The organism is Pseudomonas sp. B23(2017) (assembly GCF_002113725.1).
In the GTDB taxonomy this organism is placed as follows: Bacteria; Pseudomonadota; Gammaproteobacteria; order Pseudomonadales; family Pseudomonadaceae; genus Aquipseudomonas; species Aquipseudomonas putida_Z.
In genome coordinates, this window is sequence record NZ_NEJM01000002.1 from 193068 (window position 1) to 218946 (window position 25879).

The following is a 25879-nucleotide window of genomic DNA, read 5'->3' on the forward strand; positions in this document are numbered from 1 at the left end:
CTCCCTTCTGCGAAATCTGGCATAACACTTGCTCAAGCCAAGCCATCCTCCCTTGAACCCCCGATGGACGACGGATTATTGGCATGGCGAAGAGCGAAGCAGTCAAAGACCCCGCCACTAAAGGCAAACTCAAGCTGATCCTGCTGGCGGTAGTGGGCCTGTTGCTGGCGATCGGCCTTTCGGTGGGCGCTACCTGGTTCATCATGCACAAGAGCGAGCCGGCCCCGGCCGCCGATCCTGCAGCCAGCAACGTCAAGCCAGCGGCTATCTACGAAGCGCTGGCCCCGGCCTTCGTGGTCAACTTCAACCAGAACGGCCGCCAGCGCTACATGCAGGTGAGCATCACCCTGCAAGCGCGCAGCCAGGCTGACCTGGACGCCCTCAAGGTGCACATGCCGGTGATCCGCAACAATCTGGTGATGATGTTCTCCGGGCAAGGCTTCGACACCCTGGCTGGCAGCCCGGTGGGGCAGGAAATGCTGCGCCAGAAGGCCACCGCAGTGGTTCAGGAAGTGGCGCAGAAGGAAGTCGGCAAGCCGGTCGTCGACCAGTTGCTGTTCACCAATTTCGTATTGCAGTAGGAGTCCGCAATGGCCGTACAGGACCTGCTGTCCCAGGATGAAATCGATGCCCTGTTGCATGGCGTCGACGACGGGCTGGTGCAGACCGAGAGTGCATCCGAGCCTGGCAGCATCAAAAGCTACGACCTGACCAGTCAGGACCGTATCGTGCGGGGTCGCATGCCGACCCTGGAAATGATCAACGAGCGTTTCGCCCGTTACACCCGAATCAGCATGTTCAACCTGCTGCGCCGCTCCGCCGACGTGGCAGTGGGCGGCGTGCAGGTGATGAAGTTCGGCGAATACGTGCACTCGCTGTACGTGCCGACCAGCCTCAACCTGGTCAAGATCAAGCCGCTGCGCGGTACCTCGCTGTTCATCCTCGACGCCAAGCTGGTGTTCAAGCTGGTGGACAACTTCTTCGGCGGCGACGGCCGCCACGCCAAGATCGAAGGCCGCGAGTTCACCCCCACCGAGTTGCGCGTGGTGCGCATGGTGCTGGACCAGTGCTTCGTCGACCTCAAGGAAGCCTGGCAGGCAATCATGCCGGTCACCTTCGAGTACATGAACTCCGAGGTCAACCCGGCCATGGCCAACATTGTCGGCCCCAGCGAGGCGGTGGTGGTGTCCACCTTCCATATCGAACTGGACGGCGGTGGCGGCGACCTGCACGTGACCATGCCGTACTCGATGATCGAGCCGGTGCGGGAAATGCTCGACGCCGGTTTCCAGTCCGACCTGGACGACCAGGACGAGCGCTGGGTCAAGGCCCTGCGCGAGGACGTGCTGGACGTGGCTGTGCCGGTGACCGCCACCGTAGCCCGGCGCCAGCTGAAGCTGCGCGACATCCTGCACATGCAGCCTGGTGACGTGATCCCGGTGGAGCTGCCCGAGCACCTGGTGCTGCGCGCCAACGGCGTGCCGTCGTTCAAGGCGCGCCTGGGTTCGCACAAGGGCAACCTGGCGCTGCAGATCATCGACCCGATCGAACGCCGCTGACGCGTGCCGGTCGCTCATAACGAATTGAATGCCTGTCGAGGAAACCATGGCTAACGAAAACGAGATCACCTCCGCAGAGGACCAGGCACTGGCCGATGAATGGGCTGCGGCACTGGAAGAAACCGGTGCGGCCGGCCAGGCCGATATCGATGCACTGCTGGGTGGTGACACCGGTAGCAGCACCGGCGGCGCGGGCCGCCTGCCGATGGAGGAGTTCGCCAGCTCGCCGAAGCCGAACGAAAACGTCAGCCTCGAAGGCCCTAACCTGGACGTGATCCTGGATATCCCGGTGAACATTTCCATGGAAGTGGGCAGCACCGAGATCAACATCCGCAACCTGCTGCAGCTCAACCAGGGCTCGGTGATCGAACTCGACCGCCTGGCCGGCGAGCCGCTCGACGTGCTGGTCAACGGCACGCTGATTGCCCATGGCGAGGTGGTGGTGGTCAACGAGAAGTTCGGCATCCGCCTGACCGACGTGATCAGCCCCAGCGAACGTATCAAGAAGCTGCGCTGAGTGAAGGGCACGATGCGCGCCATCGCGGCGCTCGCCGCGCTGCTCGCCAGCCAGGCTTGCCTGGCCGCGGCCACACCGGCGGCAACCCCGGCAACCGCGCCTGGCAGCCTCGGTGGGCAGCTGGCGCAGATGGTCTTCGGCCTGCTGCTGGTGGTCGGCCTGATCTTCTTCCTGGCCTGGTTGCTGCGGCGCATGCAAAGCACGGCGGTGAAGGGCGGGCAGGTGATCGAGATCGTCGGCAGCCGGGCCATCGGCCCGCGTGACCGCCTGCTGCTGGTGCAGGTGGGCAAGGAGCAGATCCTGATCGGCCATACCCCTGGCAGCATCGAGGCCCTGCATGTGCTGGCCGAACCCGTGGAAGTGCCGGAAAACGCCCGCCAGGCGACGCCGGAGTTTGCCCAGCGGCTGATGGAGCTGATGGGCAAGGACCCTAAGGACAAGAAGTGATGAATGGCGCGCTGCGTGTGTTGTTGACTCTGGCGCTGCTGCTGGCTGCGCCGCTGGCCCTGGGGGCCGACCCGCTGTCGATCCCGGCCATTACCCTGTCCAATACCGCGGACGGGCAGCAGGAGTATTCGGTCAGCCTGCAGATCCTGCTGATCATGACGGCGCTCAGCTTCATCCCGGCGTTCGTCATCCTGATGACCAGCTTCACCCGCATCATCATCGTGTTCTCGATCCTGCGTCAGGCCCTGGGCCTGCAGCAGACGCCGTCGAACCAGCTGCTGACCGGCATGGCGCTGTTCCTGACCATGTTCATCATGGCGCCGGTGTTCGACCGGGTGAACCAGGACGCACTGCAGCCGTACCTGAAGGAGCAGATGACTGCCCAGCAGGCCATCGACAAGGCCCAGGGGCCGCTCAAGGACTTCATGCTGGCGCAAACCCGGCAAAGCGACCTCGACCTGTTCATGCGCCTGTCCAAGCGTACCGACATCGCCGGCCCGGACCAGGTGCCGCTGACGATCCTGGTGCCGGCGTTCGTCACCTCCGAGCTGAAGACTGCGTTCCAGATCGGTTTCATGATCTTCATCCCGTTCCTGATCATCGACATGGTGGTAGCCAGCGTGCTGATGGCCATGGGTATGATGATGCTGTCGCCGCTGATCATCTCGCTGCCGTTCAAGATCATGCTGTTCGTGCTGGTCGATGGCTGGGCGCTGATCATGGGCACCTTGGCCAGCAGTTTCGGCGGCGTCTGACGCCGTCAAGGAGAGCCGCCGATGACACCTGAAGTCGCTGTCGACCTGTTCCGTGATGCCTTGTGGCTGACCACCCTGATGGTCGCCATACTGGTGGTGCCCAGCCTGCTGGTGGGCCTGGTGGTGGCCATGTTCCAGGCCGCCACGCAGATCAACGAACAGACCCTGAGCTTCCTGCCACGCCTGCTGGTGATGCTGGTCACGCTGATCGTCGCCGGGCCGTGGCTGGTGCAGAAGTTCATGGAGTACATCACCAGTCTGTACACCAACATCCCGCAGCTGATCGGTTGACGCGCCGATGCTGGAGCTGACCGACACGCAGATCGGCACCTGGGTCGCCACCTTCATCCTGCCGTTGTTCAGGGTGACGGCAGTGTTGATGACCATGCCGATCTTTGGCACCCGCATGCTGCCGGCGCGGGTGCGTCTGTACGTGGCGGTGGCCATCACCGTGGTGATCGTCCCGGCCCTGCCGCCATTGCCCGAGTTCGATCCGCTGAGCCTGCGCGGCCTGCTGCTGTGTGCCGAGCAGGTCATCGTCGGGGCGTTGTTCGGGTTGTCGCTGCAGTTGTTGTTCCAGGCTTTCGTCATCGCTGGCCAGATCGTCGCGGTGCAGATGGGCATGGCCTTCGCATCGATGGTCGACCCGGCCAACGGCGTCAACGTTGCGGTGATCAGCCAGTTCATGACCATGCTGGTGAGCGTGCTGTTCCTGCTGATGAACGGCCATCTGGTGGCGTTCGAGGTGCTGACCGAAAGCTTCACCACCTTGCCGGTGGGCAATGCGCTGGTGGTCAATCAGTTCTGGGAGATGGCGGGGCGCCTGGGCTGGGTGTTCGGTGCCGGCCTGCTGCTGATCCTGCCGGCTATCGCCGCGTTGCTGGTGGTGAACATCGCCTTTGGCGTAATGACGCGTGCCGCGCCGCAGCTGAATATTTTCTCCATCGGTTTCCCGCTGACCCTGGTCATGGGCATGTTCATTTTCTGGGTCGGCCTGGCCGACATACTTTCCCATTACCAGGCATTGGCCAGCGAAGCGCTGCAATGGCTGCGTGATCTGGCAAGGGCGCGCTGAGCATGGCGGAAAGCGAAAGCGGTCAGGACAAGACAGAAGAACCCACCGACAAGCGCAAGCGCGATGCCCGCGAGAAAGGCGAGATCGCGCGTTCCAAGGAGCTGAACACGGTGGCGGTGACCTTGGCCGGCGCCGGTGGCCTGCTGGCGTTTGGCGGCCACCTGGCCGAGACACTGCTGGCGATCATGCGCATGAACTTCAGCCTGACCCGCGACTTCATCGTCGATGAGCGGGCCATGGGTGCCTTCCTGCTGGCCTCGGGCAAGATGGCCATCTGGGCGGTGCAGCCGATCTTGATCCTGTTGTTCGTGATTTCCTTTGTCGCGCCGATTGTCCTGGGCGGTTTCCTGTTTTCCGGCAGCCTGTTGCAGCCGAAATTCAGCCGCATGAATCCCTTGTCGGGGATCAAGCGCATGTTCTCGATGAACGCCCTGACCGAGCTATTGAAAGCACTCGCCAAGTTTTTCGTGATTCTGGTCGTGGCGGTAGTGGTGTTGGTCAATGACCGCCAGGCGCTGCTCGCCATCGCCAATGAACCGTTGGAGCAGGCGATCATCCATAGCCTGCAGGTGGTGGGCTGGAGTGCGTTGTGGATGTCGGCCGGGCTGCTGTTGATTGCGGCGGCGGACGTGCCGTTCCAGCTGTGGCAGACGCACAACAAGCTGAAGATGACCAAGCAGGAAATCAAGGACGAGTACAAGGACAGCGAAGGCAAGCCCGAGGTCAAGCAGCGTATTCGCCAGCTGCAGCGTGAGGCTTCGCAGCGGCGCATGATGGCGGCTGTGCCCGAAGCCGACGTGATCATCACCAACCCGACGCATTATGCGGTGGCCTTGCAATACGACCCGGAGAAAGGCGGGGCGGCGCCGTTGCTGCTGGCCAAGGGGACGGATTTCATTGCCCTGAAGATTCGCGAGATCGGCGTGGAGCACAAGGTCCAGATCCTCGAGTCGCCGGCGTTGGCGCGGGCGATCTACTACTCCACCGAACTCGAGCAGGAAATCCCTGCCGGGCTTTACCTGGCGGTGGCGCAGGTGCTGGCCTATGTGTTCCAGATCCGCCAGTACCGGGCAGGCAAGGGCAAGCGGCCAGAGCCGCTGAAGGACGACCTGCCGATTCCGCCGGATCTGCGCCGCGACAGTTGACCTTGTGTCAGGGCGCCTGGCCCTTTCGCGGGTGAACCCGCTCCCACAGGTCCTGTGCAGGCCTTGAAGGCTGTGCGGTCCCTGTGGGAGCGGGTTCACCCGCGAAGAGGCCGGAACAGGCAACATAAATTCCCCGTCGAGCAAAGTTGGAAGGCTTCTTGCCAAGCCAGCGCCAGGCGCCTGCGCCGCGACAGTTGACCTTGTGTCAGGGCTTCTGGCCCTTTCGCGGGCACGCCCGCTCCCACAGGGACCTCATGCTCCTCGAGGGCGACGCCGCACCTGTGGGAGCGGGTTCACCCGCGAAGAGGCCGGAACAGGCAACATAAATCCCCCGTCGAGCAAAGTTGGAAAGCTTCTTGCAAAGCCAGCGCCAGGCGCCCCCTGTGCGTCAAAGTTTTGCATCAAGAGGACTCGCGGTGGATCGCACTCAGTTAATCAGCAACGCCCGTAACAACCTGGCCGGGCTCGGCCGGGGCAACCTGGGTGTGCCGCTGTTGCTGCTGGTGATGTTGGCAATGATGATGTTGCCGATACCGCCGTTCCTGCTCGACGTGTTCTTCACTTTCAACATCGCCCTGTCGATCGTGGTCCTGCTGGTCTGCGTCTACGCCCTGCGCCCGCTCGACTTCGCCGCGTTCCCCACCATCCTGCTGGTGGCCACGCTGTTGCGTCTGGCCCTGAACGTGGCTTCCACCCGGGTGGTGATGCTGCATGGCCAGGAGGGCCACGGCGCCGCCGGCAAGGTTATCCAGGCCTTCGGCGAGGTGGTGATCGGCGGTAACTACGTGGTCGGTGCCGTGGTGTTCGCCATCCTCATGATCATCAACTTCGTGGTGGTGACCAAGGGCGCGGGGCGTATCTCGGAAGTGAGCGCGCGTTTCACCCTCGACGCCATGCCCGGCAAGCAGATGGCCATCGACGCCGACCTCAACGCCGGCCTGATCGACCAGGCCCAGGCCAAGCACCGTCGTGCCGAAGTGGCGCAGGAAGCCGAGTTCTACGGTTCGATGGACGGTGCCAGCAAGTTCGTCCGCGGTGACGCCATTGCCGGCCTGCTGATCCTGTTCATCAACCTGATCGGCGGCATGCTGATCGGCATGCTGCAGCACGGCATGAGCTTTGGCGATGCCGGCAAGGTGTACGCCTTGCTGACCATCGGTGACGGTTTGGTGGCGCAATTGCCATCCCTGTTGCTGTCCACCGCTGCCGCGATCATGGTTACCCGTGCTTCGGGCTCCGAGGACATGGGCAAGCTGATCAACCGGCAGATGTTCGATTCGCCCAAGGCCCTGGCGGTGTCCGCCGCGCTGATGATCGTCATGGGCCTGGTGCCGGGCATGCCGCACGTGGCCTTCCTCAGCCTCGGCCTGCTGGCCGGTGGTGGCGCCTACCTGGTATGGAAGAAGCAGCAGAAGGCCAAGGTGCAAGCGCTGCAGGAGGCGCAGCGCCAGCAGGACCTGCTGCCCTCGCCACAGCGTGCGCTGGAAACCAAGGAGCTGGGCTGGGACGACGTCACGCCGATCGACATGATTGGCCTGGAGGTCGGCTACCGGTTGATCCCGCTGGTCGATCGTAACCAGGGTGGCCAATTGCTCGCGCGGATCAAGGGCGTGCGCAAGAAGCTGTCGCAAGACCTGGGCTTCCTCATGCCCACCGTGCACATCCGCGACAACCTCGACCTGCAGCCCAGCGCCTATCGCCTGACCCTGATGGGGGTGATCCTGGCCGAAGCCGAGATCTACCCGGACCGCGAACTGGCAATCAACCCGGGGCAGGTGTTCGGCACCCTCAACGGCATTGCCGCGCGCGACCCGGCGTTTGGCCTTGAAGCCGTGTGGATCGATGTCGGCCAGCGCTCCCAGGCGCAGTCGCTGGGCTACACCGTGGTCGACGCCAGCACCGTGGTGGCCACCCACCTGAACCAGATCCTGCAGAAGCACTGCCACGAGCTGATCGGCCATGAAGAGGTCCAGCAACTGCTGCAGGTGTTGGCCAAGGCATCGCCTAAACTTGCAGAAGAGCTGGTGCCGGGTGTCATTTCCTTGTCGGGCCTGCTCAAGGTGCTGCAAGCGCTGTTGTCGGAACAGGTGCCAGTGCGCGATATTCGCAGTATCGCCGAGGCGATCGCGAACAACGCCGGCAAGAGTCAAGATACCGCCGCGCTGGTGGCGGCAGTGCGCGTCGGATTGTGTCGCGCCATCGTGCAAAGCATTGTCGGCGTTGAGTCGGAGCTGCCAGTGATTACCCTGGAGCCAAGGTTGGAACAGATTTTGCTCAATAGTCTGCAAAGGGCCGGGCAAGGTCAGGAAGACGGTGTTCTTCTGGAACCGAGCATGGCCGAGAAGCTGCAGCGTTCGCTGATCGAGGCGGCCCAGCGCCAGGAAATGCAGGGCCAGCCGGCCATCCTCCTGGTTGCCGGCCCGATCCGCGCCATGCTGTCGCGTTTCGGTCGCCTGGCTGTACCGAATTTGCATGTTCTGGCGTATCAGGAAATACCGGACAACAAGCAAGTCACCATCGTTGCCACCGTGGGCCCTAACGGCTGAGGTAGGGGATAATGCAAGTTAAGCGATTTTTCGCCGCCGATATGCGTCAGGCCATGAAGCTGGTCCGTGATGAGCTGGGCGCCGATGCCGCCATCATCGGCAACCGGCGCATCGCCGGCGGTGTCGAGCTGACGGCCGCGCTGGACTACAAGCTGTCCGCCCTGGCCCCGCGTGTGCCCAACGCCGAACTGGAAGAAGAGCTGCGCAAGACCCATACGCGCATCGCCACTGCCCAGGCCGAGCTGGGCCACCGCCAGGACAGCAGCGACAACAACCGCCAATTGTTCGCCGGGCAGTCGCTGACCGCCGCCGAGCCGTTGATCGAACCGCACGTCGATGCGCCCGAGGCTGCTGCAGCGCCTGCGTCGGCGCCGGTCGACCCGCGCCTGTTCGATGCCATGCGCTCCGAGCTGTCGGGCCTGCGCGAGCTGCTGGAAGTGCAGCTCGGCTCGCTGGCCTGGAACCAGCTGCAGGGCAGCAAGCCGCAGCAGGCCACCGTCTGGCGCCGGCTGCAACGCATCGGCCTGTCCGGGCCGATCGCCCGTGAGCTGCTGGACCTGACTGCCGAGATCGACGAGCCACGCCAGGCCTGGCGCATGTTGCTGGCGCACCTGGCGCGAATGATTGAAATCCCCGAGGTCGAGCCGATCGAAGAGGGCGGGGTGATCGCCATGGTCGGCCCGGCCGGCATGGGCAAGACCACCACCCTCGCCAAGTTGGCCGCCCGCTACGTGCTCAAGTACGGCGCGCAGAACCTGGCGCTGGTGAGCATGGACAGCTTCCGCATCGGCGCCCAGGAGCAGCTCAAGACCCTGGGCCGCATCCTCAACGTGCCGGTTACCTACGTCGACCCGGGCCAGTCGCTGGCCGCGGCGCTGGAGCCGCTGTTGCGCAAGCGCGTGGTGCTGATCGATACCGCCGGCCTGCAGGCCAGCGACCCGGCCCTGCGCATGCAGCTGGACACCCTGGCCGGGCGTGGCATTGCCGCGAAGAACTACCTGGTGCTGGCCACCACCAGCCAGAAGCAGGTGCTGACCGCCGCCTACCACAGCTACAAGCGCTGCGGCCTGGCCGGTTGCATCCTGACCAAACTCGATGAAACGGCGAGCCTTGGCGACGTGCTGAGCCTTGCCATCAGTCATGATTTGCCAGTGGCCTACCTGACCGACGGGCCGCGCATTCCTGACGACCTGCACCTGCCACGGGGGCACCAGTTGGTCTCCCGCGCGGTCAATGTGCAGCAGCAGGACGAGCCCAGCGAAGAGGCCATGGCCGACATGTTCGCTGATCTCTATCACAACCCACGGCGAGCGGGTTGATGATGAAATGTGTGCAAGGTAGCTATGCCAAGGGGTACGCAGAATTGCCCTACGTGTGGCCTGAGTCCCAGCGAGACAAGGTAAAGAACAGACATGGGTAGCATGCATCCCGTACAGGTGATCGCCGTGACCGGTGGCAAAGGTGGCGTCGGCAAGACTAACGTTTCAGTGAACCTGTCCCTGGCGCTGGCCGAGCTTGGCCGCAGGGTCATGCTGCTCGACGCCGACCTGGGCCTGGCCAATGTCGATGTGCTGCTGGGCCTTACCCCCAAGCGGACCCTGGCCGATGTCATCGAAGGGCGCTGCGAGCTGCGCGACGTGATGTTGCAGGGCCCCGGTGGTGTGCGCATCGTGCCGGCTGCCTCGGGCACGCAGAGCATGGTGCACCTGGCCCCGGCCCAGCATGCCGGGCTGATTCAGGCGTTCAGCGAAATCGGCGACAACCTCGACGTGCTGGTGATCGACACTGCGGCCGGTATCGGTGATTCGGTGGTCAGCTTCGTACGTGCCGCCCAGGAAGTGCTGCTGGTGGTATGCGACGAACCCACCTCGATCACCGATGCCTACGCCCTGATCAAGCTGCTCAACCGCGACTACGGCATGAACCGTTTCCGGGTGCTGGCCAACATGGCGCAGAGCCCGCAGGAAGGCCGCAACCTGTTCGCCAAGCTGACCAAGGTCACCGACCGCTTCCTCGACGTTGCCCTGCAGTACGTGGGCGCCGTGCCGTATGACGAGTGCGTGCGCAAGGCGGTGCAGAAGCAGCGTGCCGTGTACGAAGCCTTCCCACGCTCCAAATGCGCGCTGGCCTTCAAGGCGATTGCCCAGAAGGTCGATAGCTGGCCGCTGCCGGCCAACCCGCGCGGCCATCTGGAGTTCTTTGTCGAGCGTCTGGTGCAGCCCACCAGCGCGGGACCTGTGCTATGAACGCCAGCGGTTTCAAGATGTACAGCCGGGCGTCGAAAGACGCGCAGTACGAGCTGATCGAGCGCTACGCCCCGTTGGTCAAGCGCATCGCCTACCACCTGCTGGCGCGGCTGCCGGCCAACGTGCAGGTCGAGGACCTGATCCAGGCCGGCATGATCGGCCTGCTGGAAGTGGCCAACAAGTACGACGCCAGCAAGGGCGCCAGCTTCGAAACCTACGCCGGCATCCGCATTCGCGGGGCCATGCTGGACGAAGTGCGCAAGGGCGACTGGGCACCGCGTTCGGTGCACCGCAACACCCGCATGGTCAGCGACGCGATGCGTGCGGTTGAAGCCAGAACCGGCCGTGACGCTAAAGATCATGAAGTTGCTGCCGAACTCCAATTGAGTCTCGATGATTACTACGGGATCTTGAACGATACCCTGGGCAGCCGTCTGTTCAGCTTCGACGACCTGTTGCAGGACGGCGAGCACGAAGGGCTGCATGAGGATGGCGCCAGTGGCCAGGTGGAACCTGCGCGTGGCCTGGAGGACGAGCGCTTCCAGGCCGCCCTGACCGAGGCCATCGCCAACCTGCCGGAGCGTGAGCGCCTGGTGCTGGCGCTGTACTACGACGAAGAGCTGAACCTCAAGGAAATCGGTGAGGTGCTGGGGGTCAGCGAGTCGCGGGTCAGCCAGTTGCACAGCCAGTGTGCCGCGCGCCTGCGCAGCCGCCTGGGGGAATGGCGGGCGCGTTGAGCCCGCTGTCGTTGCAGTCGTTTTCTACGTTGTACCGAATTGTGAATGCGCGCTCGGGGCCGAGCGCGTTTGAGACTGCTTGGAGGTCTACTTGAACAAAGACATGAAAATCCTCATCGTTGACGACTTTTCGACGATGCGGCGGATCATCAAGAACCTGTTGCGTGACCTGGGCTTCACCAACACCGAAGAAGCCGACGACGGCACCACGGCGCTGCCGATGCTGGAAAACGGCCACTACGACTTCCTGGTGACCGACTGGAACATGCCTGGCATGTCCGGCATCGACCTGCTGCGCAAGGTGCGTGCCCACGATCGCCTGAAATCCATGCCGGTGCTGATGGTGACCGCCGAAGCCAAGCGCGACCAGATCATCGAAGCGGCCCAGGCCGGCGTAAATGGCTACGTGGTCAAGCCGTTCACCGCCCAGGTGCTCAAAGAAAAGATCGAGAAGATCTTCGAACGCGTCAACGGCTGAGTCACGTCAGGGGGCGCGCCATGGATTCATCACAAACGTCTTTGGGCGAGTTCGAATCGACCCTGAAGAAGCATGCCCAGGAGCTGGTCGAGAGCCTGGAGCGGGGCCGTTTCGGCGACGCGGTGCAGCTGATTCACGAGCTGAACCAGACCCGCGACCGCGGCCTGTACCAGGAAGTCGGCAAGCTGACCCGCGAGCTGCACAGTGCCATCGTCAGTTTCCAGATCGACCCGACCATGCCGCAGGCCGAGGAGGTGTCGCAGATAACCGACGCCACCGAGCGCCTGTCGTACGTGGTCAGGCTCACCGAGGGCGCGGCCAACCGCACCATGGACCTGGTCGAGGAAAGCACCCCGGTGCTCAACGACCTGGCCAGCGAGGCCCAGGCCCTGAGCACCGACTGGCAGCGCTTCATGCGCCGCGAAGTGGCTGCGCCGGAGTTCCGTGACCTGGTCAAGCGCGTCGACAGTTTCCTGACGCACAGCGCCGAAGGTAACCGCAAGGTCGCCGGCCACCTCAACGACATACTGCTGGCCCAGGACTATCAGGACCTGACCGGCCAGGTGATCAAGCGCGTCACCACGTTGGTCACCGAGGTGGAAAGCAACCTGCTCAAACTGGTGCTGATGGCCAGCCAGGTCGACCGCTTTGCGGGCATCCAGCATGACCACGATCAACTGCGCGCAGAAAAAGATCGAGAAAAACATCCGACTCGGGGTGAAGGTCCGCAGATTCATGCCGATAAGCGTGAAGACGTCGTGTCCGGTCAGGACGATGTCGATGATTTGCTGTCCAGCCTGGGTTTTTAAGGAGCACGTTTGATGAGCTTCGGCGCCGATGAAGAAATCCTCCAGGATTTCCTGGTAGAAGCCGGCGAAATTCTTGAGCAACTGTCCGAGCAACTGGTCGAGCTGGAAAGCCGGCCCGACGATGCCGACCTGCTCAATGCGATCTTTCGCGGTTTCCACACTGTAAAAGGGGGCGCCGGCTTCCTTCAGCTGAACGAGCTGGTGGAGTGCTGCCATATCGCCGAGAACGTGTTCGATGTCCTGCGCAAAGGTGAGCGCCGGGTCGACGCGGAACTGATGGATGTGGTGCTCGAGGCACTGGACACGGTCAACAGCATGTTTGGCCAGGTGCGCGAGCGCACCGAAGTGACCGCGGCCACCCCCGAGTTGCTGGCGGCGCTGTCGCGCCTGGCCGAGCCGGGTGGCGCCGAAGCCGTTGAAGTGCCTGCCGCTGCGGCACCGGTTGCCGAAGCGCCTGCCGAGGAGCAGGACATCACTGACAGCGAGTTCGAGCAGCTGCTCGATTCGCTCGATGCGGTCAAGGCACAAGCTGCGGCCGACGAGCAGATGCAGGGCGAGACCGTCAGCGGTGAAGGTGACGAAATCAGCGACGCCGAGTTCGAGTCGCTGCTCGACCAGTTGCACGGCAAAGGCCAGTTCAGCGCCGAGGTTGCCGCGCAGCCGGTTGCCAGCGCGCCGGAAGCGGCCAGCGACGAAATTACCGACGCCGAGTTCGAATCGCTGCTGGACCAGTTGCATGGCAAGGGCACCTTCCAGGCCGATGCCTTGCCCGCTGCCAAGGCGCAGACGCCTGCCGCAACCGATACCAGCGCAGCCAGCGACGAAATCAGCGAGCACGAGTTCGAGGCGCTGCTGGACCAGTTGCACGGCAAGGGCAAGTTCGGTGGCGACGTTGCCGCCGTCGAAGCCCCGGCTGCGGCCAAGGTGCAAGCGCCGGTCGCGGCCAAGACCGACAGCCAGCCCGTGGCCAAGCCAGCCGCAGTTGCTGCGCCGGCACCGGCACCTGCCAGCAAACCTGCCGCAGCACCCCGCGCCCCGGCGCCGGCTGCCGAGAAGCATGGCGCCAGCGAAGCGGAAACCACCGTGCGGGTCGATACCGCGCGCCTGGACGAGATCATGAACATGGTCGGCGAACTGGTGCTGGTGCGTAACCGCCTGGTGCGCCTGGGCCTGAACAGCGGCGACGAGGCCATGTCCAAGGCTGTGTCCAACCTCGACGTGGTCACCGCCGACCTGCAGACCGCGGTGATGAAAACCCGCATGCAGCCGATCAAGAAAGTCTTCGGCCGCTTCCCGCGCCTGGTGCGCGACCTGGCCCGCCAGCTCAAGAAAGAGATCAACCTGGAGCTGGTCGGCGAAGAGACCGACCTCGACAAGAACCTGGTCGAGGCCTTGGCCGACCCGTTGGTGCACCTGGTGCGCAACGCCGTCGACCATGGCGTGGAAATGCCCGAAGAGCGTGAAGCCTCCGGCAAGGCGCGCACCGGCCGCGTGGTGCTGTCGGCCGAGCAGGAAGGCGACCACATCCTGCTGTCGATCTCTGACGACGGCAAGGGCATGGACCCCAACATCCTCCGCGCCAAGGCCGTGGAAAAGGGCCTGATGGACAAGGATGCCGCCGATCGCCTGAGCGAGTCGGACTGCTACAACCTGATCTTCGCCCCGGGCTTCTCGACCAAGACCGAGATTTCCGACGTGTCCGGCCGCGGTGTGGGCATGGACGTGGTGAAGACCAAGATCTCCCAGCTCAACGGCTCAATCAACATCTTCTCGGCCAAGGGCCAGGGCTCGAAGATCGTCATCAAGGTGCCGCTGACCCTGGCGATCATGCCAACCCTGATGGTGATGCTGGGCAACCAGGCGTTCGCCTTCCCGCTGGTCAACGTCAACGAGATCTTCCACCTCGACCTGTCGCGCACCAACGTGGTCGACGGCCAGGAAGTGGTGATCGTGCGCGACAAGGCGCTGCCGCTGTTCTACCTCAAGCGCTGGCTGGTGCAGGGCCAGGTGCACGAAGAGCAGCACGAGGGCCACGTGGTGATCCTGTCGGTCGGCACCCAGCGCATCGGCTTTGTCGTCGATCAACTGGTTGGCCAGGAAGAAGTGGTAATCAAGCCGCTGGGCAAGATGCTGCAGGGCACCCCGGGCATGTCCGGGGCCACCATCACCGGCGACGGTCGCATCGCGTTGATTCTCGACGTCCCGAGCATGCTCAAGCGTTACGCCGCGCGGCGTATTTGATTTCGGTGGCGCACCCTGGCGGGTTGCGCCGCCTAATGGAGTGTTTATGGCAGTCAAGGTCCTGGTGGTGGATGATTCCGGTTTCTTCCGCCGCCGCGTCTCGGAAATCCTCTCGGCGGATCCGACGATCCAGGTAGTGGGTACCGCGACCAATGGCAAGGAAGCAATCGACCAGGCGCTGGCGCTGAAGCCCGATGTCATCACCATGGACTACGAAATGCCCATGATGGACGGCATCACAGCGGTGCGGCACATCATGCAGCGCTGCCCGACGCCGGTGTTGATGTTCTCGTCGCTGACCCATGAAGGCGCCCGTGTCACCCTCGATGCGCTGGATGCCGGTGCGGTGGATTACCTGCCGAAGAACTTCGAGGACATCTCGCGCAACCCAGACAAGGTCAAGCAACTGCTGTGCGAGAAGGTGCATACCATTTCCCGCAGCAACCGCCGTTTTGGCAGCTACGCCAGCCATGCGCCGGTTGCCGCACCTGCGCCGGCAGGCAGCAGCCATGCACCCACCAGCAGTTTCGCCAGCCCGGCAGCGGCGCGCACGCCTGCGCCTGCCCGTGCGGCGGCCCCGGCTGCGGCGCCAGCTCACTCGCCGGCACCCAAGCGCAAGCCTTACAAGCTGGTGGCCATCGGCACCTCCACGGGCGGCCCGGTCGCCCTGCAGCGGGTGCTGACCCAGTTGCCAGCCAACTTCCCGGCGCCGATCGTACTGATCCAGCACATGCCGGCGGCGTTCACCAAGGCCTTTGCCGAGCGCCTGGACAAGCTGTGCCGCATCAGCGTCAAGGAAGCCGAGGACGGCGACATGCTGCGCCCGGGCCTGGCCCTGCTGGCCCCAGGTGGCAAGCAGATGATGATCGACGGCCGTGGCGCGGTGAAAATCCTGCCCGGTGACGAGCGTCTGAACTACAAGCCGTGCGTGGACATCACCTTCGGCTCGGCGGCCAAGTCGTATGGCGACAAGGTGCTGTCGGTGGTGCTTACCGGCATGGGCGCCGATGGCCGTGAAGGTGCGCGCCTGCTCAAGCAGGGCGGCAGTACGGTGTGGGCCCAGGATGAAGCCAGCTGCGTGATCTATGGCATGCCCATGGCCATCGTCAAGGCCAACCTGGCCGACGCGGTGTACAGCCTGGACGAAATCGGCAAGCACCTGGTGGAGGCGTGCGTCTGATGGACGTGCTCAGCCTGATCGGCCTGATCCTTGCCTTTGTCGCCATCGTCGGTGGCAACTTCCTCGAAGGCGGCCATGTCGGTGCCCTGATCAATGGCCCGGCAGCACTGATCGTGTTGGGCGGCACCCTGGCGGCGGCCTTGCTGCAGTCGCCACTGTCGTCGTTCAAGCGTGCCTTGCAGATTCTGCGCTGGATCCTGTTTCCGCCACGGGTCGACCTGGCGGGCGGGATCGACCGCGTCGTCAACTGGAGCCTGACCGCGCGCAAGGAAGGCCTGCTGGGCCTGGAAGGGGTGGCCGACAGCGAACCTGACCCGTATGCGCGCAAGGGCCTGCAACTGCTGGTGGATGGCGCAGAGCCAGAGGCCATCCGCAGCATCCTCGAAGTCGATTTCCTGACCCAGGAAAGCCGTGATATCCAGGCCGCCAAGGTGTTCGAAAGCATGGGTGGCTACGCGCCGACCATCGGCATCATCGGTGCGGTGATGGGCCTGATCCACGTGATGGGCAACCTGGCCGACCCGTCGCAGCTGGGCAACGGCATTGCCGTGGCCTTCGTCGCGACCATCTACGGCGTGGCCAGCGCCAACCTGGTGCTGCTGCCGATCGCCAACAAGCTCAAGGCCATCGTCATGCGCCAGTCGCGCTACCGCGAGATGCTGCTCGAGGGCCTGCTGTCGATTGCCGAGGGTGAGAACCCGCGCTCGATCGAGCTGAAGCTGCAAGGCTTCATGGAGTAACCCATGCGTCGCCGTCGTCATACCGAGGAACACGAAAACCACGAACGCTGGCTGGTGTCGTACGCCGACTTCATCACCTTGCTGTTCGCCTTTTTCGTGGTGATGTACTCGATTTCCTCGATCAACGAGGGCAAGTACAAGGTCATTTCCCAGGCCTTGCTCGGGGTGTTCAACGACCCCGAGCGCAGCATGAAGCCGATCCCCATCGGTGAAGAGCGGCCGCTGAGCGTGCGCCCGGCCGAGCCGTTGGTGAAGGACAGCGAGCAGACCGATGCAGGCCTTGGGGCGACCAGTGTCGACCCGCTGAAAACCATCAGCGATGATGTGCGCGATGCCTTTGGCGACCTGATCAATAGCGACCAGATGACGGTGCGCGGCAATGAGCTGTGGATCGAGATCGAGCTCAATTCCTCGTTGCTGTTCGGCAGTGGCGATGCCATGCCCAGCGACAAGGCATTTGCCATCATCGAGAAGGTGGCCGGCATTCTCAAGCCGTTCGCCAACCCGGTGCACGTCGAAGGCTTTACCGACAACCTGCCGATCCGCACCGCGCAGTACCCGACCAACTGGGAGCTGTCATCGGCGCGAGCGGCGAGCATCGTGCGCCTGCTGGCCATGGAAGGGGTAAACCCGGCACGCATGGCCTCGGTCGGCTATGGCGAGTACCAGCCGGTGGCCAGCAACGACACTGCCGAAGGCCGTGCGCGCAACCGCCGCGTGGTGCTGGTGATTTCGCGCAATCTCGAAGTGCGCCGCAGCCTGACGGGCTCGGGCAGTGCCAATGCCACGCCGGATGCCGCATTGCGCCGGGCTGGCACACAAAGTGCACCGGCTACGCCAGCAACGGTGGCGGGGCAGTGATCCGTCAATTCCCCGACGTTGCCAAATAGTTGAATGTAGCGCGGTCTTGTGTGGGAGCGGGTTCACCCGCGAAGAAGGTGACACGGTGCATGGCACCGGCTGCGCCGGTGTTCGCGGGTAAACCCGCTCCCACACTGATCGCGCCAGCTTTCCGATGTTGAGCAAGACAGTTGCCCCAGCAGTGTCCCTGCCAAATCAATAGATAGAGTTTGCTTGATGAGAGTCTGGGCAGTAGCCAATCAAAAAGGTGGCGTCGGCAAGACCACCACTACCATCGCCCTGGCCGGCCTGCTGGCCGAGGCCGGCAAGCGCGTGGTCGTTGTCGACCTCGACCCGCACGGCTCGATGACCAGCTATTTCGGGCACAACCCCGATGCCCTGGAGCACAGCTGCTACGACCTGTTCCTGCACAAGGGCGCGGTGCCCGAGGGCCTGCCCGGGCAACTGCTGCTGCCCACCAGTGACGAACGCATCTCGCTGTTGCCGTCGAGTACCGCGCTGGCGGTGCTGGAGCGCCAGTCACCGGGGCAGAACGGCCTGGGCCTGGTGATCGCCAAGAGTCTGGCGCAGCTGTGGCAGGATTTCGACTTTGCCCTGATCGACAGCCCACCCTTGCTCGGTGTGCTGATGGTCAATGCCCTGGCAGCCAGCCAGCAGCTGGTGATCCCGGTGCAGACCGAGTTCCTCGCGGTCAAGGGCCTGGAGCGCATGGTCGGTACCCTGGCCATGGTCAACCGCTCGCGCAAGCAAGCGCTGCCGTACCAGATCGTGCCGACCTTGTTCGACCGCCGCACCCAGGCCTCGCTGGCCACGCTCAAGCTGCTGCGTGACACCTACGACCAGCATGTATGGCAGGGCTACATCCCGGTGGATACGCGCCTGCGCGATGCCAGCCGCAAGGGCGTCACGCCCTCGCAATTCGACAGCAAGAGCCGCGGGCTGATTGCCTATCGGGCGCTGCTCAAGCACCTGCTGACCTACAAGACTGCAGCGCAGGTGGCCTGATGACCCAGACCCGGCAAACCAATACCCGGCCACAGATGGCCCTGCAGTCATACCTCGACGGCCTGCTGCAGGAGGCCACCGAAGCCGAAGACCTGTTCGAGGCGCCAGCGGCGGCGGACGAGTTCGCCGAAGCGGTGCGCGAAGAGCAGGCGCGTGATGCCTTGCAGCAAGCCAGGCCGGCGTCAGCCGAAGCGACCGTCAGCCCCGCACCACGGCCGTTCGCCGAGCCCAGGCTGGCGGTGCTGCCCCGCGTGATGCCGGTGGAAGCACCGGTGGTGACGGTGGTCGAGCGCGAAGTGGTGGCCGAAGCCAGCATCCCGGTGCTGGTCGAAGAGCAAACCGTGGAACCGGCAGTGCCGCTGGTGGATGTGCACCTGCCGGCGCCGCAGGTGCCCGTGCCCCCGGCTACGGTCGATGGCCGCCCGGCCTGGGCCGCCGAGCCGTTCGAATGCCTGCTGTTCGACGTGGCGGGCCTGACCCTGGCGGTGCCGCTGGTGTGCCTGGGTTCGATCTACACCCTGGCCGGCCAGGAACTGACACCGCTGTTCGGCCAGCCCGACTGGTTCCTCGGCATCCTGACCTGCCAGGCCGGCAACCTGAAGGTGCTGGATACCGCGCGTTGGGTGATGCCCGACCGCTATCGCGATGATTTTCGCCAGGGCCTGCAATACGTGATTTCCGTGCAGGGCTACGAATGGGGGCTGGCCGTGCACCAGGTCAGCCGCTCGCTGCGCCTGGACCCGTCCGAGATCAAGTGGCGCAGCCAGCGTGGCCAGCGCCCGTGGCTGGCCGGCACGGTGATTGAACACATGTGTGCACTGCTCGACGTCGCCGCACTGGCCGAGCTGATCGCCAGCGGTGCGGTCAAGCAGATGCACGCCAAACAGAAATGACACCGAATACACCGCCGATGGCGGATTTTGAGGGTAGGGGAATGAAAAAGTCGTCTGCACAAGGTTCCGAAGATCCGATCCTGCAGTGGGTTACCTTCCGTCTGGACAATGAGTCCTACGGCATCAACGTGATGCAGGTGCAGGAAGTGTTGCGCTACACCGAGATCGCCCCGGTGCCGGGTGCGCCAAGCTACGTGCTGGGCATCATCAACCTGCGCGGCAACGTGGTGACCGTGATCGACACCCGCCAGCGCTTTGGCCTGATGCCGACCGAAGTCACCGACAACACCCGTATCGTCATCATCGAGGCCGACAAGCAAGTGGTCGGTATCCTGGTCGACAGCGTGGCCGAGGTGGTGTACCTGCGCCAGTCCGAGATCGAGACCGCGCCGAACGTGGGTAACGAAGAATCGGCCAAGTTCATCCAGGGCGTGTGCAACAAGAATGGCGAACTGCTGATCCTGGTCGAGCTGGACAAGATGATGACCGAGGAAGAGTGGTCCGAGCTGGAGAACATCTGAGTTGATCCTACAGGTTGCTGTCATCTTCCTGGCGCTGGTCTGGGCGCTGAGCCTGTGGTTCTTCCTCAACTACAGCAAGCGCCAGCGCGAGCTGGCCGCGCAGCAGGCCGAGGGTGATGCCCTGCGTGACCAGCGCATCAAGGACCTCGCCAAGCGCCTGGACGACTACCAGAACGGTACCGTGCGCATGGGCGAGGCGCTGCACGACCTGCGCGTGGCGGTTGCCCCGCTGCCAGACAAGATCCAGCAGCTGGAACAGCGCGACCCGCACAACGTCACCTTCACCCAGGCGGCCAAGCTGGTGGGCATGGGCGCCAGCGTGGCCGAGCTGACCGAAAGCTGCGGCCTGACCCAGGCCGAGGCAGAGCTGATGAGCAAGCTGCATCGCAGCAACTGATTGCCATGAGCATTGCGCGGCCCCTGATACAGTGGCCGCGCAAGCTCGCCCGGCAGTCAGTAGCCCTGTGCGTTCCCCGCCATTGCGACCTCCTCCAGTGGTAGCAGCCGCAGCTCTGCACGCCGTTGTGCTGCTTCATCCAGCAGCGCGTCGTAGTTCAGGGTGAGCATGTTTGCCAGGTCCGCCACCTGCCTGAAGGTGTACAGCTCAGGTAGACGTTGGTCGATCACATGGTTGAGCACCGCAGGCCCGGTCAGTGTGTTGAGCCTTTCGGTATAGGCCTGGAATGCCGCCGCATGCTGTCGCGGCGGTTTGGGGGCCTCGTAGAACGCCTGGCCCTCCGGGGTGCGGTAGCGGGCCAGGATCTCGTCGGAAATGGCGTTCAGCACCGGATTGCCAGCGCGGCTACCAATCATGCTGGTGTTGTAGCTGGTATACATGCCCAATTGCGCATTGCACACCGGGCTCCTCAACAGCAGCCCGTCGAGGGGCGTGGTGAGCGGTACGCTGTCTATCTTTGCCCGCAGCTGCCCGGTTGCGTCCGGCTCGACCAGCAGATGGTCGTCGATATCCAGGTAGATGCCCCCTTCGCTGTGCAGGACGCGGTAGCGCAAGATGTCCGAGGCCGATGAAAAGTTGCTCGCCACACCGCCATTTCCTTCCAGCGCAGCCTGGTACTGGCCGAAGTATTCACTTGCCGCGAATTGATGATAGAAGGTCTGCTGCTCCAGCACTGCAACCTTCAACCCCTCGTCGATGCGGGGCTGCAGCAGGGTCATGTTGCGTTCGAATGCCTGAGGGTTTGCGTTGGAGAGGTAGAGCTTGAGCGTGAAATCGCTGTTTCGCAGTGCCTGTACGTTGTTGTCGAGCGCAGCCAGGTAATCACCGGCGATCGTCCTGTCACCCAGCCAGATGTGAAATACCTGCCTGGGGACGGGTATGCCTGGTGCAGTCCCCAGGGCATCGAGGTCGACGGGCAGCTGCAGATCGATACCCAGTGCCCGCAGCGTCCGCGAGCGCGATGCCGGGCTGATTTCCCGCAACGGGTCCGTATCGGGCAGCAGCCGGCTGATCGAGGGCTGCAGCGGATCGGCGCTGGCCACATAGTGCTGGGCGCCGCGTGTGCCGTTGGGGTACTTGAGCACGAAGCTGTCCTGTCGGGCGTCGTAGTAGAGCGGGTGCGGGCCATTGCCCACATCGCCGATCAGTTCGTCACCCGTGCCGAATGCCCTGCGCCGCGTTACGCAGCGGGCAATGTGTGAATCGGCGCCGGACCAGCTGGCGGCTACCTGGTCGCCCGCTACTGCCAGGTCCTGGAAATAGGGTGTCATCGCAGGCCCGGGCCAGCGTGGCGGCGAGACCGGGCTCAGCGGGTAGCCTATGCGGCCATTGAGCCTCACCGGTTTGATGAAGCCAATGGGGCGTTGGCCGAACAGCGCCTTGCTCGCCTTGACTCCACGCGCCAGCCCCGGGGCTGCGTTCAGCAGGCCGAACACGGCCTGCTCCGCGCCTTCGAGCTGTTGGTTCAAGTCCTTGCCGTGCAGCGCCTGGTCCAGGCCCACTGTAAATTGGGCCACCCCGGCCACGGCAGCCAGGGGTAGCAGTCCGGGAACCACCACCAGAAACGGTGTGGCCAGGTTCATGGTCAGGTAGAAATAGCTGCGCCATGCGGCCTTGGTCACTTCACTGTCGCGCGTGATCAGGAAGTCGGCGTCGGATTGGCTGCGTTGACGTTGTGCCACCGTCAATGCCTCGAACAGGTTGTATTCGATGCGTGGGCTGGAGGTGTCTGCCTTGTAGTTGATCAGGGTATGCGGGTTCCAAACCCTGGCCAGGCGATACACGCTGGTTGCAGGCAGGATGATCTGGCGGGGCGGGAAATCGCCCATGCCCTGAAGTATCCGACGCAACCCCGACCGACCGATCCTGTCCGGAATATCGCAGGCCCTGAAGTGGGCAAGCAGGGCCCCCTGTTTTTCGGCGTCGCGGCACTGCCTGGCAAGCCACGCACGCATGGCGCCCGGGTTGGCAAACTCATGCAACGGCGCCGCATTGCCCGGTATGTACAGCAAGGTCAGGTGGCTGCGCGTATCGTTCAGGCAGAGGATGTCGCTTGATGGGTAGCCATTGATGTTCAGCAGCCTGGCGTCTACCCCGTTGGCACTGAGGCTGGCGCCGTGCTGCCAGCGTTCCACGCCTGCCGCCCGCCACGCCAGGCTGCGCCCCTGTTCACTGAGGTTGCCCCGCAATGCTTGCCGGTTGCAGGCAGCGAGGAATGCGATGCACGCGCTGACGCTGTACTGGCTGGCGGCATGAGACCAGAAGTCATCGAGCTGGCGTTTGAATACGCCCTGGAAGTCGAGCTGCCAGATGAAGGACTGGAAAGTCGTGGCGTCGAACTGGACATAAGTGCTGGCGTCGTAGCGCATGGGTGCGGTTCGGCGAAAAAGGCCGTGGAATTCGGTGTGCACATCGATGTCGTGGTCCAGGCCGCTTCCTGGCAATTCATCGACGATCGTCACCTGACCATGGCTGAAGGCCTGGGCCCAGGGTGCTCGACCATGTGGCAGTGACAGCTCCGGCAGTACACCTAGCAGGTCGACGGTGGCCGTCCCGCCTCTTAGCAGCAACTGCGCGGTTTGCTCGGCAACCTTGGAGTAGCCACTTTGCTGCCAGTTGCCAAGCAGCGCTTCGGTCAGGTTCATTTGTTGGACGACCTTGGCCAGCCAGCCCCGCTTGGGAACGAATTTGCAATGCAAGGTCACCGCAAGCGTGTTGTCGGGTTCCACATCCAGCCGCTGCTGGCTGGCCCATTCGCGGATGGCTGCACTGGCACTGCGGTCAGGACGAGGCACGGAACCCAGCATTGCCTTGACGTAGTCTTGGCCGGCTGCGCCGACCACAGGTTGGCGCTGGGTCATGTTCGGCTCCAGGAATGGTTGCCGCCGACAGTGGCGAACCGGTTCAGGGGCAGGAGCGTACGCACCGAATCGCGCATGCGTGGCAGATCGACGAACCGGTAGGCATTGATGCGCGGCATCCCATAAAGATTGGTGAGCTGGCGCAGGATACGCAGGCTCGGCAGTTGCCGATCGACCACGTCGCTGAGCAGGGCAGGGCCGGTGAGGTAGCTCAGGCGGCTGGCATATTCATAGAAATTCCCCGGGTCCTCAGCCAGGCTGGGCTTGCTGTCGTAGAAGTCGCGATTGAGCTGGTAGCGTGCGTACATCTCTTCGGAAATGGCCTCCAGGGTGGGGTTGCCGGGATGGCTGCCGATAAGGCTGGAGTTGTAGAGGCTGTTCATGCTCATCTTTTCATTGGACATGGGCGGTACCAGCAGCAGCCCATTGGCGTCGGTGCTCAAGTCGACCTGATCGATGGGTTCACCGGCGGGGCCTACCGGTTGCCCGTCGATGATCAATGAGTATTCGCCTGGCGCGAGCAAGGTGTCATCGACATCCATGTACAAGCCACCTTCGTGGTGCAGCATCGGGTAGCGCAGCACATCGCATGCCGATGCATAGTTGCGGGCAACACCGCCGTTGCCATCCAGGGCCGCGTCGTACTGCGTGTAGTACTTGCTTTGGCGGAAAGCCCTGAAGAAGGCCTGCTCTTCCAGCGGTAGCACCTGCAAGCCCGGGGCGTGAGCGGCCAGGAGGTCCAGGTTTTCGGCGTAGGCCTGCCGGGCAGTGCTGGAAAGGAACAACCGTATGCTGTATTCGCTGCCTTGCAACCGCGCTGCGTTCTGGCCCAGGTTGGCCAGCAGCTCCGGGCCGATGATCTGGTCACCGACCCACAGGCAGGAGATGTGTCTGGGTATTGGCCAACTGCCCGGCGCTCTGGCCGGCACCTGTAGCGGCAATGGCAGGTCCACGCCCAGCGCCCGCAAGGTACGACTGCGCATCGCATGGGTAACCACGCGCCCTTGTGGTGCGGGGCGCAGGTTCCGGCTGCCGGGTACCGCCACGAAGCCGACAGGGTCGACCTGGTTCAGGTCTTCGGCCCGAATGAATACGTCCCGCTCCATGTCGTAGATGATCCTGGTGTTGTAGCCATCGATGCTGGCTGTCAGGGTGTCTGGTTCCCCATCGTACTGGGGCGTACGAATGACGGCGTGGGCAACCGCCTCGTCAGCGTCTGCCAGTGGCTCTATCGGGTCGGTGATATGGAAGTAACTTGCGCCCTCGGGCTCGGGGAAGCGCGGTGGCGAGAGCGGGCTCAGGGGGTAGCCGAACTGTTCATTCAGCCGCGTCGGCGGCGCGAAACCCTCGACCTTGAATTCGAACAGTGCCTTGCCCCTTGCGGCAGCGCCCAACGCCAGGGGCAAGGCATTGAACAGGCCCCAGGTGATGTTGCCGATACCTTCTTGCTGCTGCTGCAGGGACTTGCCGTTGATTGCCTGGTCGAGCCCCAGGCCAAGCTGGGCGATGCCACCGATGGCCAGCAGCGGCCCAAGGCCGGGTACCACCAGGCACAGTGGCGCCAGCAGGTTGAGCGTAGTGGCCAGGTAGCCACGCCACCTGGCCTTGATGACTTCGCTGTCAGCCGTGATCAGAAACGCGGCATCGTCGTAGCTGCGCTGACGCTGGCGCTCGGCCAACGCCTGGAACAGGTCGCCCTTGATTTTGGGGTTGTACTTGGCTGGTCGATAATTGACATAGGTCTGCGGCGGCCAGGTGCCGTCGTCGTTGAAATAGCCGTGTTCGGGCGGCAGCAGGTGACGTTCAGGGTAGGCGCCCAGCCCCTCCATGGCAGTGTCCAGGCCGCTGAAGTCGAGGCCTTGCGGGCAATCGGCCAAGCGAAAGTGCTGTTTCAGGGCCTGGCGTTTGGTCGGGTCTTTGCATTGTTCGCCGACCCAGGCCTTCAATTCTCGTTCGCTGCTGAACGTCAACAACGGTGAGCTGTTGCCAGGAACATACAGCACTGTCAGGTCGGTAGCGGGGTCGTTCAGGTACAGCAGGTCGGTTGCGGCATAGCCGTAGATGCTCAACGTGCTGCGTCGCAGCCTGTTACGCCGTGGCATCAGCCCGGCCGCTTGCCAGACCAGTTGCCGTGCAGGCTCGCTGAGGCTGCCCTCGCTGACCTGTCTGTTGCAGGCTGCGATGAAGTTGAGCTTCAGCGACAGCCTGTGACTGTGCAGATGGTCACGCCAGTACACATCCAGCGCCGCCTTGAAAGGCTGCTGGAAGTCCAGGTTGCTGATGAACTGCTGGAAGGCTTCGGCGCTTACCGGCAGATGGGTGGAAGCGTCGTAGCGTTGCGGGGCAGTGCGCCGGAACAGGCCGTTGAATACCTCGAAGGGGGCCCCGTAGTGATTGAAGCCGGGTGCCGGGAGGGTTTCCACCAATCGTAGCGGGCCTGCGGGTAATGCACCGGCCCAGGGTGCTTGCAGCAGCTTGCCGAACATGTCACTGGCCGACTCGCCCTGCCAGTTGCCCAGCAGTGCCTGGGGCAGGCTGGTGCGCTGGCTGATCGCGGCCAGCTGGCCACCTGCACCGTCCGGGCAGTAGTGGAGGGTAACGACGTCGAGCTGGTCCGGGTCCAGGTCATGGCCTTGCTGCGCGAGCCATTGGCGGATGGCGCGGTTGGCTTCACGATCGGGGCGAGGCACATGGCCGAGGTGGTCTATAACGTAATGCGTGCCCATCACGTTGATGCGAGTCGAATGCATGGGGGGTACCTTGCGCTGAGATGAAGCCGGCAAGGTTGAAGCAGGGGCACGGAAAA

General features: G+C 63.7%; 24 protein-coding genes. 22 read left to right on the forward strand and 2 right to left on the reverse strand.

What is annotated here, in order from left to right:
* Positions 1 to 83 precede the first annotated feature (83 nt).
* The 22 genes from fliL (at position 84) to CAG46_RS04325 (ending at position 20152) form a co-directional block, all read left to right on the forward strand.
* On the forward strand, positions 84 to 581 hold the full coding sequence (gene fliL / locus CAG46_RS04215) for a flagellar basal body-associated protein FliL (protein WP_025340078.1): 498 nt from the start codon (positions 84 to 86) through the stop codon (positions 579 to 581).
* Positions 582 to 590: 9 nt separating this feature from the next.
* Positions 591 to 1559: a flagellar motor switch protein FliM gene (gene fliM, locus CAG46_RS04220; protein WP_085614528.1), complete on the forward strand. Its 969-nt coding sequence runs from the start codon at positions 591 to 593 to the stop codon at positions 1557 to 1559.
* A 46-nt stretch (positions 1560 to 1605) separates the two neighbouring features.
* Complete coding sequence (gene fliN, locus CAG46_RS04225) at positions 1606 to 2076, forward strand: flagellar motor switch protein FliN (RefSeq protein WP_003257291.1); 471 nt, start codon at positions 1606 to 1608, stop codon at positions 2074 to 2076.
* A 12-nt stretch (positions 2077 to 2088) separates the two neighbouring features.
* Positions 2089 to 2523 carry a flagellar biosynthetic protein FliO gene (gene fliO / locus CAG46_RS04230; RefSeq protein ID WP_085589202.1) on the forward strand — a complete coding sequence of 145 codons (435 nt, stop codon included), beginning with the start codon at positions 2089 to 2091 and terminating at the stop codon, positions 2521 to 2523.
* Positions 2523 to 3278 carry a flagellar type III secretion system pore protein FliP gene (gene fliP, locus CAG46_RS04235; protein ID WP_085614527.1) on the forward strand — a complete coding sequence of 252 codons (756 nt, stop codon included), beginning with the start codon at positions 2523 to 2525 and terminating at the stop codon, positions 3276 to 3278. Before fliO ends, fliP begins: the two co-directional genes overlap by 1 nt.
* 21 nt (positions 3279 to 3299) lie before the next feature.
* Entirely contained in the window at positions 3300 to 3569 is a 270-nt protein-coding gene (fliQ, locus tag CAG46_RS04240; protein WP_075045922.1) for a flagellar biosynthesis protein FliQ, read from the forward strand.
* A gap of 7 nt (positions 3570 to 3576) precedes the next feature.
* Positions 3577 to 4353 carry a flagellar biosynthetic protein FliR gene (fliR, locus tag CAG46_RS04245; RefSeq protein ID WP_085589009.1) on the forward strand — a complete coding sequence of 259 codons (777 nt, stop codon included), beginning with the start codon at positions 3577 to 3579 and terminating at the stop codon, positions 4351 to 4353.
* 2 nt (positions 4354 to 4355) lie between these two features.
* A complete protein-coding gene (gene flhB, locus CAG46_RS04250) occupies positions 4356 to 5498 on the forward strand; it encodes a flagellar biosynthesis protein FlhB (protein ID WP_015271208.1) in 1143 nt (380 codons plus the stop codon).
* A 416-nt stretch (positions 5499 to 5914) separates the two neighbouring features.
* Positions 5915 to 8044: a flagellar biosynthesis protein FlhA gene (gene flhA / locus CAG46_RS04255; RefSeq protein ID WP_085614526.1), complete on the forward strand. Its 2130-nt coding sequence runs from the start codon at positions 5915 to 5917 to the stop codon at positions 8042 to 8044.
* Positions 8045 to 8055: 11 nt separating this feature from the next.
* On the forward strand, positions 8056 to 9363 hold the full coding sequence (gene flhF / locus CAG46_RS04260) for a flagellar biosynthesis protein FlhF (protein WP_085614525.1): 1308 nt from the start codon (positions 8056 to 8058) through the stop codon (positions 9361 to 9363).
* Positions 9364 to 9456: 93 nt separating this feature from the next.
* Positions 9457 to 10290: a flagellar synthesis regulator FleN gene (gene fleN, locus CAG46_RS04265; RefSeq protein ID WP_003254408.1), complete on the forward strand. Its 834-nt coding sequence runs from the start codon at positions 9457 to 9459 to the stop codon at positions 10288 to 10290.
* A complete protein-coding gene (gene fliA / locus CAG46_RS04270; protein ID WP_046614576.1) occupies positions 10287 to 11027 on the forward strand; it encodes an RNA polymerase sigma factor FliA in 741 nt (246 codons plus the stop codon). Before fleN ends, fliA begins: the two co-directional genes overlap by 4 nt.
* Before the next feature lie 103 nt (positions 11028 to 11130).
* Positions 11131 to 11505 (forward strand): chemotaxis response regulator CheY, encoded by a 375-nt coding sequence (locus CAG46_RS04275; protein WP_075045918.1) that lies wholly within the window; start codon positions 11131 to 11133, stop codon positions 11503 to 11505.
* Positions 11506 to 11525: 20 nt separating this feature from the next.
* Entirely contained in the window at positions 11526 to 12314 is a 789-nt protein-coding gene (locus CAG46_RS04280) for a protein phosphatase CheZ (RefSeq protein ID WP_085614524.1), read from the forward strand.
* Positions 12315 to 12326: 12 nt separating this feature from the next.
* Positions 12327 to 14555 (forward strand): chemotaxis protein CheA, encoded by a 2229-nt coding sequence (locus tag CAG46_RS04285; protein WP_085614523.1) that lies wholly within the window; start codon positions 12327 to 12329, stop codon positions 14553 to 14555.
* Between the two features lie 46 nt (positions 14556 to 14601).
* On the forward strand, positions 14602 to 15735 hold the full coding sequence (locus tag CAG46_RS04290) for a chemotaxis response regulator protein-glutamate methylesterase (protein WP_025340069.1): 1134 nt from the start codon (positions 14602 to 14604) through the stop codon (positions 15733 to 15735).
* Positions 15735 to 16475, forward strand: a complete 741-nt coding sequence (locus CAG46_RS04295) for a flagellar motor protein (protein WP_085614522.1) — start codon at positions 15735 to 15737, stop codon at positions 16473 to 16475. The genes CAG46_RS04290 and CAG46_RS04295 overlap by 1 nt, the downstream gene beginning before the upstream one ends.
* A 3-nt stretch (positions 16476 to 16478) precedes the next feature.
* Positions 16479 to 17336, forward strand: coding sequence for a flagellar motor protein MotD (gene motD, locus CAG46_RS04300; RefSeq protein ID WP_075045915.1), 858 nt, complete (start codon positions 16479 to 16481; stop codon positions 17334 to 17336).
* Between the two features lie 216 nt (positions 17337 to 17552).
* Positions 17553 to 18341: a ParA family protein gene (locus tag CAG46_RS04310; protein ID WP_025340066.1), complete on the forward strand. Its 789-nt coding sequence runs from the start codon at positions 17553 to 17555 to the stop codon at positions 18339 to 18341.
* Complete coding sequence (locus CAG46_RS04315; RefSeq protein ID WP_025340065.1) at positions 18341 to 19234, forward strand: CheW domain-containing protein; 894 nt, start codon at positions 18341 to 18343, stop codon at positions 19232 to 19234. Before CAG46_RS04310 ends, CAG46_RS04315 begins: the two co-directional genes overlap by 1 nt.
* Before the next feature lie 41 nt (positions 19235 to 19275).
* Positions 19276 to 19755 (forward strand): chemotaxis protein CheW, encoded by a 480-nt coding sequence (locus CAG46_RS04320; RefSeq protein WP_003254393.1) that lies wholly within the window; start codon positions 19276 to 19278, stop codon positions 19753 to 19755.
* 1 nt (position 19756) lies between these two features.
* Positions 19757 to 20152 carry a DUF2802 domain-containing protein gene (locus CAG46_RS04325; protein WP_025340064.1) on the forward strand — a complete coding sequence of 132 codons (396 nt, stop codon included), beginning with the start codon at positions 19757 to 19759 and terminating at the stop codon, positions 20150 to 20152.
* A 56-nt stretch (positions 20153 to 20208) separates the two neighbouring features.
* Here the strand turns inward: CAG46_RS04325 and CAG46_RS04330 are convergent, their stop codons facing one another.
* Together CAG46_RS04330 and CAG46_RS04335 are read right to left on the reverse strand one after the other, a co-directional pair.
* Positions 20209 to 23073: a dermonecrotic toxin domain-containing protein gene (locus tag CAG46_RS04330; protein WP_085614520.1), complete on the reverse strand. Its 2865-nt coding sequence runs from the start codon at positions 23071 to 23073 to the stop codon at positions 20209 to 20211.
* A complete protein-coding gene (locus CAG46_RS04335) occupies positions 23070 to 25823 on the reverse strand; it encodes a dermonecrotic toxin domain-containing protein (protein WP_085614519.1) in 2754 nt (917 codons plus the stop codon). The genes CAG46_RS04330 and CAG46_RS04335 overlap by 4 nt, the downstream gene beginning before the upstream one ends.
* Between the last annotated feature and the right edge of the window lie 56 nt (positions 25824 to 25879).

Coding starts and splice junctions, on each gene's coding strand:
- motD (WP_075045915.1), top strand. CDS start 16,479: ATGCGTCGCCGTCGTCATACCGAGGAACACGAAAACCACGAACGCTGG.
- flhB (WP_015271208.1), top strand. CDS start 4,356: ATGGCGGAAAGCGAAAGCGGTCAGGACAAGACAGAAGAACCCACCGAC.
- fliO (WP_085589202.1), top strand. CDS start 2,089: ATGCGCGCCATCGCGGCGCTCGCCGCGCTGCTCGCCAGCCAGGCTTGC.
- CAG46_RS04295 (WP_085614522.1), top strand. CDS start 15,735: ATGGACGTGCTCAGCCTGATCGGCCTGATCCTTGCCTTTGTCGCCATC.
- CAG46_RS04315 (WP_025340065.1), top strand. CDS start 18,341: ATGACCCAGACCCGGCAAACCAATACCCGGCCACAGATGGCCCTGCAG.
- fliL (WP_025340078.1), top strand. CDS start 84: ATGGCGAAGAGCGAAGCAGTCAAAGACCCCGCCACTAAAGGCAAACTC.
- fleN (WP_003254408.1), top strand. CDS start 9,457: ATGGGTAGCATGCATCCCGTACAGGTGATCGCCGTGACCGGTGGCAAA.
- CAG46_RS04335 (WP_085614519.1), bottom strand. CDS start 25,823: ATGCATTCGACTCGCATCAACGTGATGGGCACGCATTACGTTATAGAC.
- fliR (WP_085589009.1), top strand. CDS start 3,577: ATGCTGGAGCTGACCGACACGCAGATCGGCACCTGGGTCGCCACCTTC.
- CAG46_RS04275 (WP_075045918.1), top strand. CDS start 11,131: ATGAAAATCCTCATCGTTGACGACTTTTCGACGATGCGGCGGATCATC.
- CAG46_RS04330 (WP_085614520.1), bottom strand. CDS start 23,073: ATGACCCAGCGCCAACCTGTGGTCGGCGCAGCCGGCCAAGACTACGTC.
- fliP (WP_085614527.1), top strand. CDS start 2,523: ATGAATGGCGCGCTGCGTGTGTTGTTGACTCTGGCGCTGCTGCTGGCT.
- CAG46_RS04285 (WP_085614523.1), top strand. CDS start 12,327: ATGAGCTTCGGCGCCGATGAAGAAATCCTCCAGGATTTCCTGGTAGAA.
- fliA (WP_046614576.1), top strand. CDS start 10,287: ATGAACGCCAGCGGTTTCAAGATGTACAGCCGGGCGTCGAAAGACGCG.
- fliQ (WP_075045922.1), top strand. CDS start 3,300: ATGACACCTGAAGTCGCTGTCGACCTGTTCCGTGATGCCTTGTGGCTG.
- CAG46_RS04310 (WP_025340066.1), top strand. CDS start 17,553: ATGAGAGTCTGGGCAGTAGCCAATCAAAAAGGTGGCGTCGGCAAGACC.
- CAG46_RS04320 (WP_003254393.1), top strand. CDS start 19,276: ATGAAAAAGTCGTCTGCACAAGGTTCCGAAGATCCGATCCTGCAGTGG.
- fliN (WP_003257291.1), top strand. CDS start 1,606: ATGGCTAACGAAAACGAGATCACCTCCGCAGAGGACCAGGCACTGGCC.
- flhF (WP_085614525.1), top strand. CDS start 8,056: ATGCAAGTTAAGCGATTTTTCGCCGCCGATATGCGTCAGGCCATGAAG.
- CAG46_RS04280 (WP_085614524.1), top strand. CDS start 11,526: ATGGATTCATCACAAACGTCTTTGGGCGAGTTCGAATCGACCCTGAAG.
- fliM (WP_085614528.1), top strand. CDS start 591: ATGGCCGTACAGGACCTGCTGTCCCAGGATGAAATCGATGCCCTGTTG.
- CAG46_RS04290 (WP_025340069.1), top strand. CDS start 14,602: ATGGCAGTCAAGGTCCTGGTGGTGGATGATTCCGGTTTCTTCCGCCGC.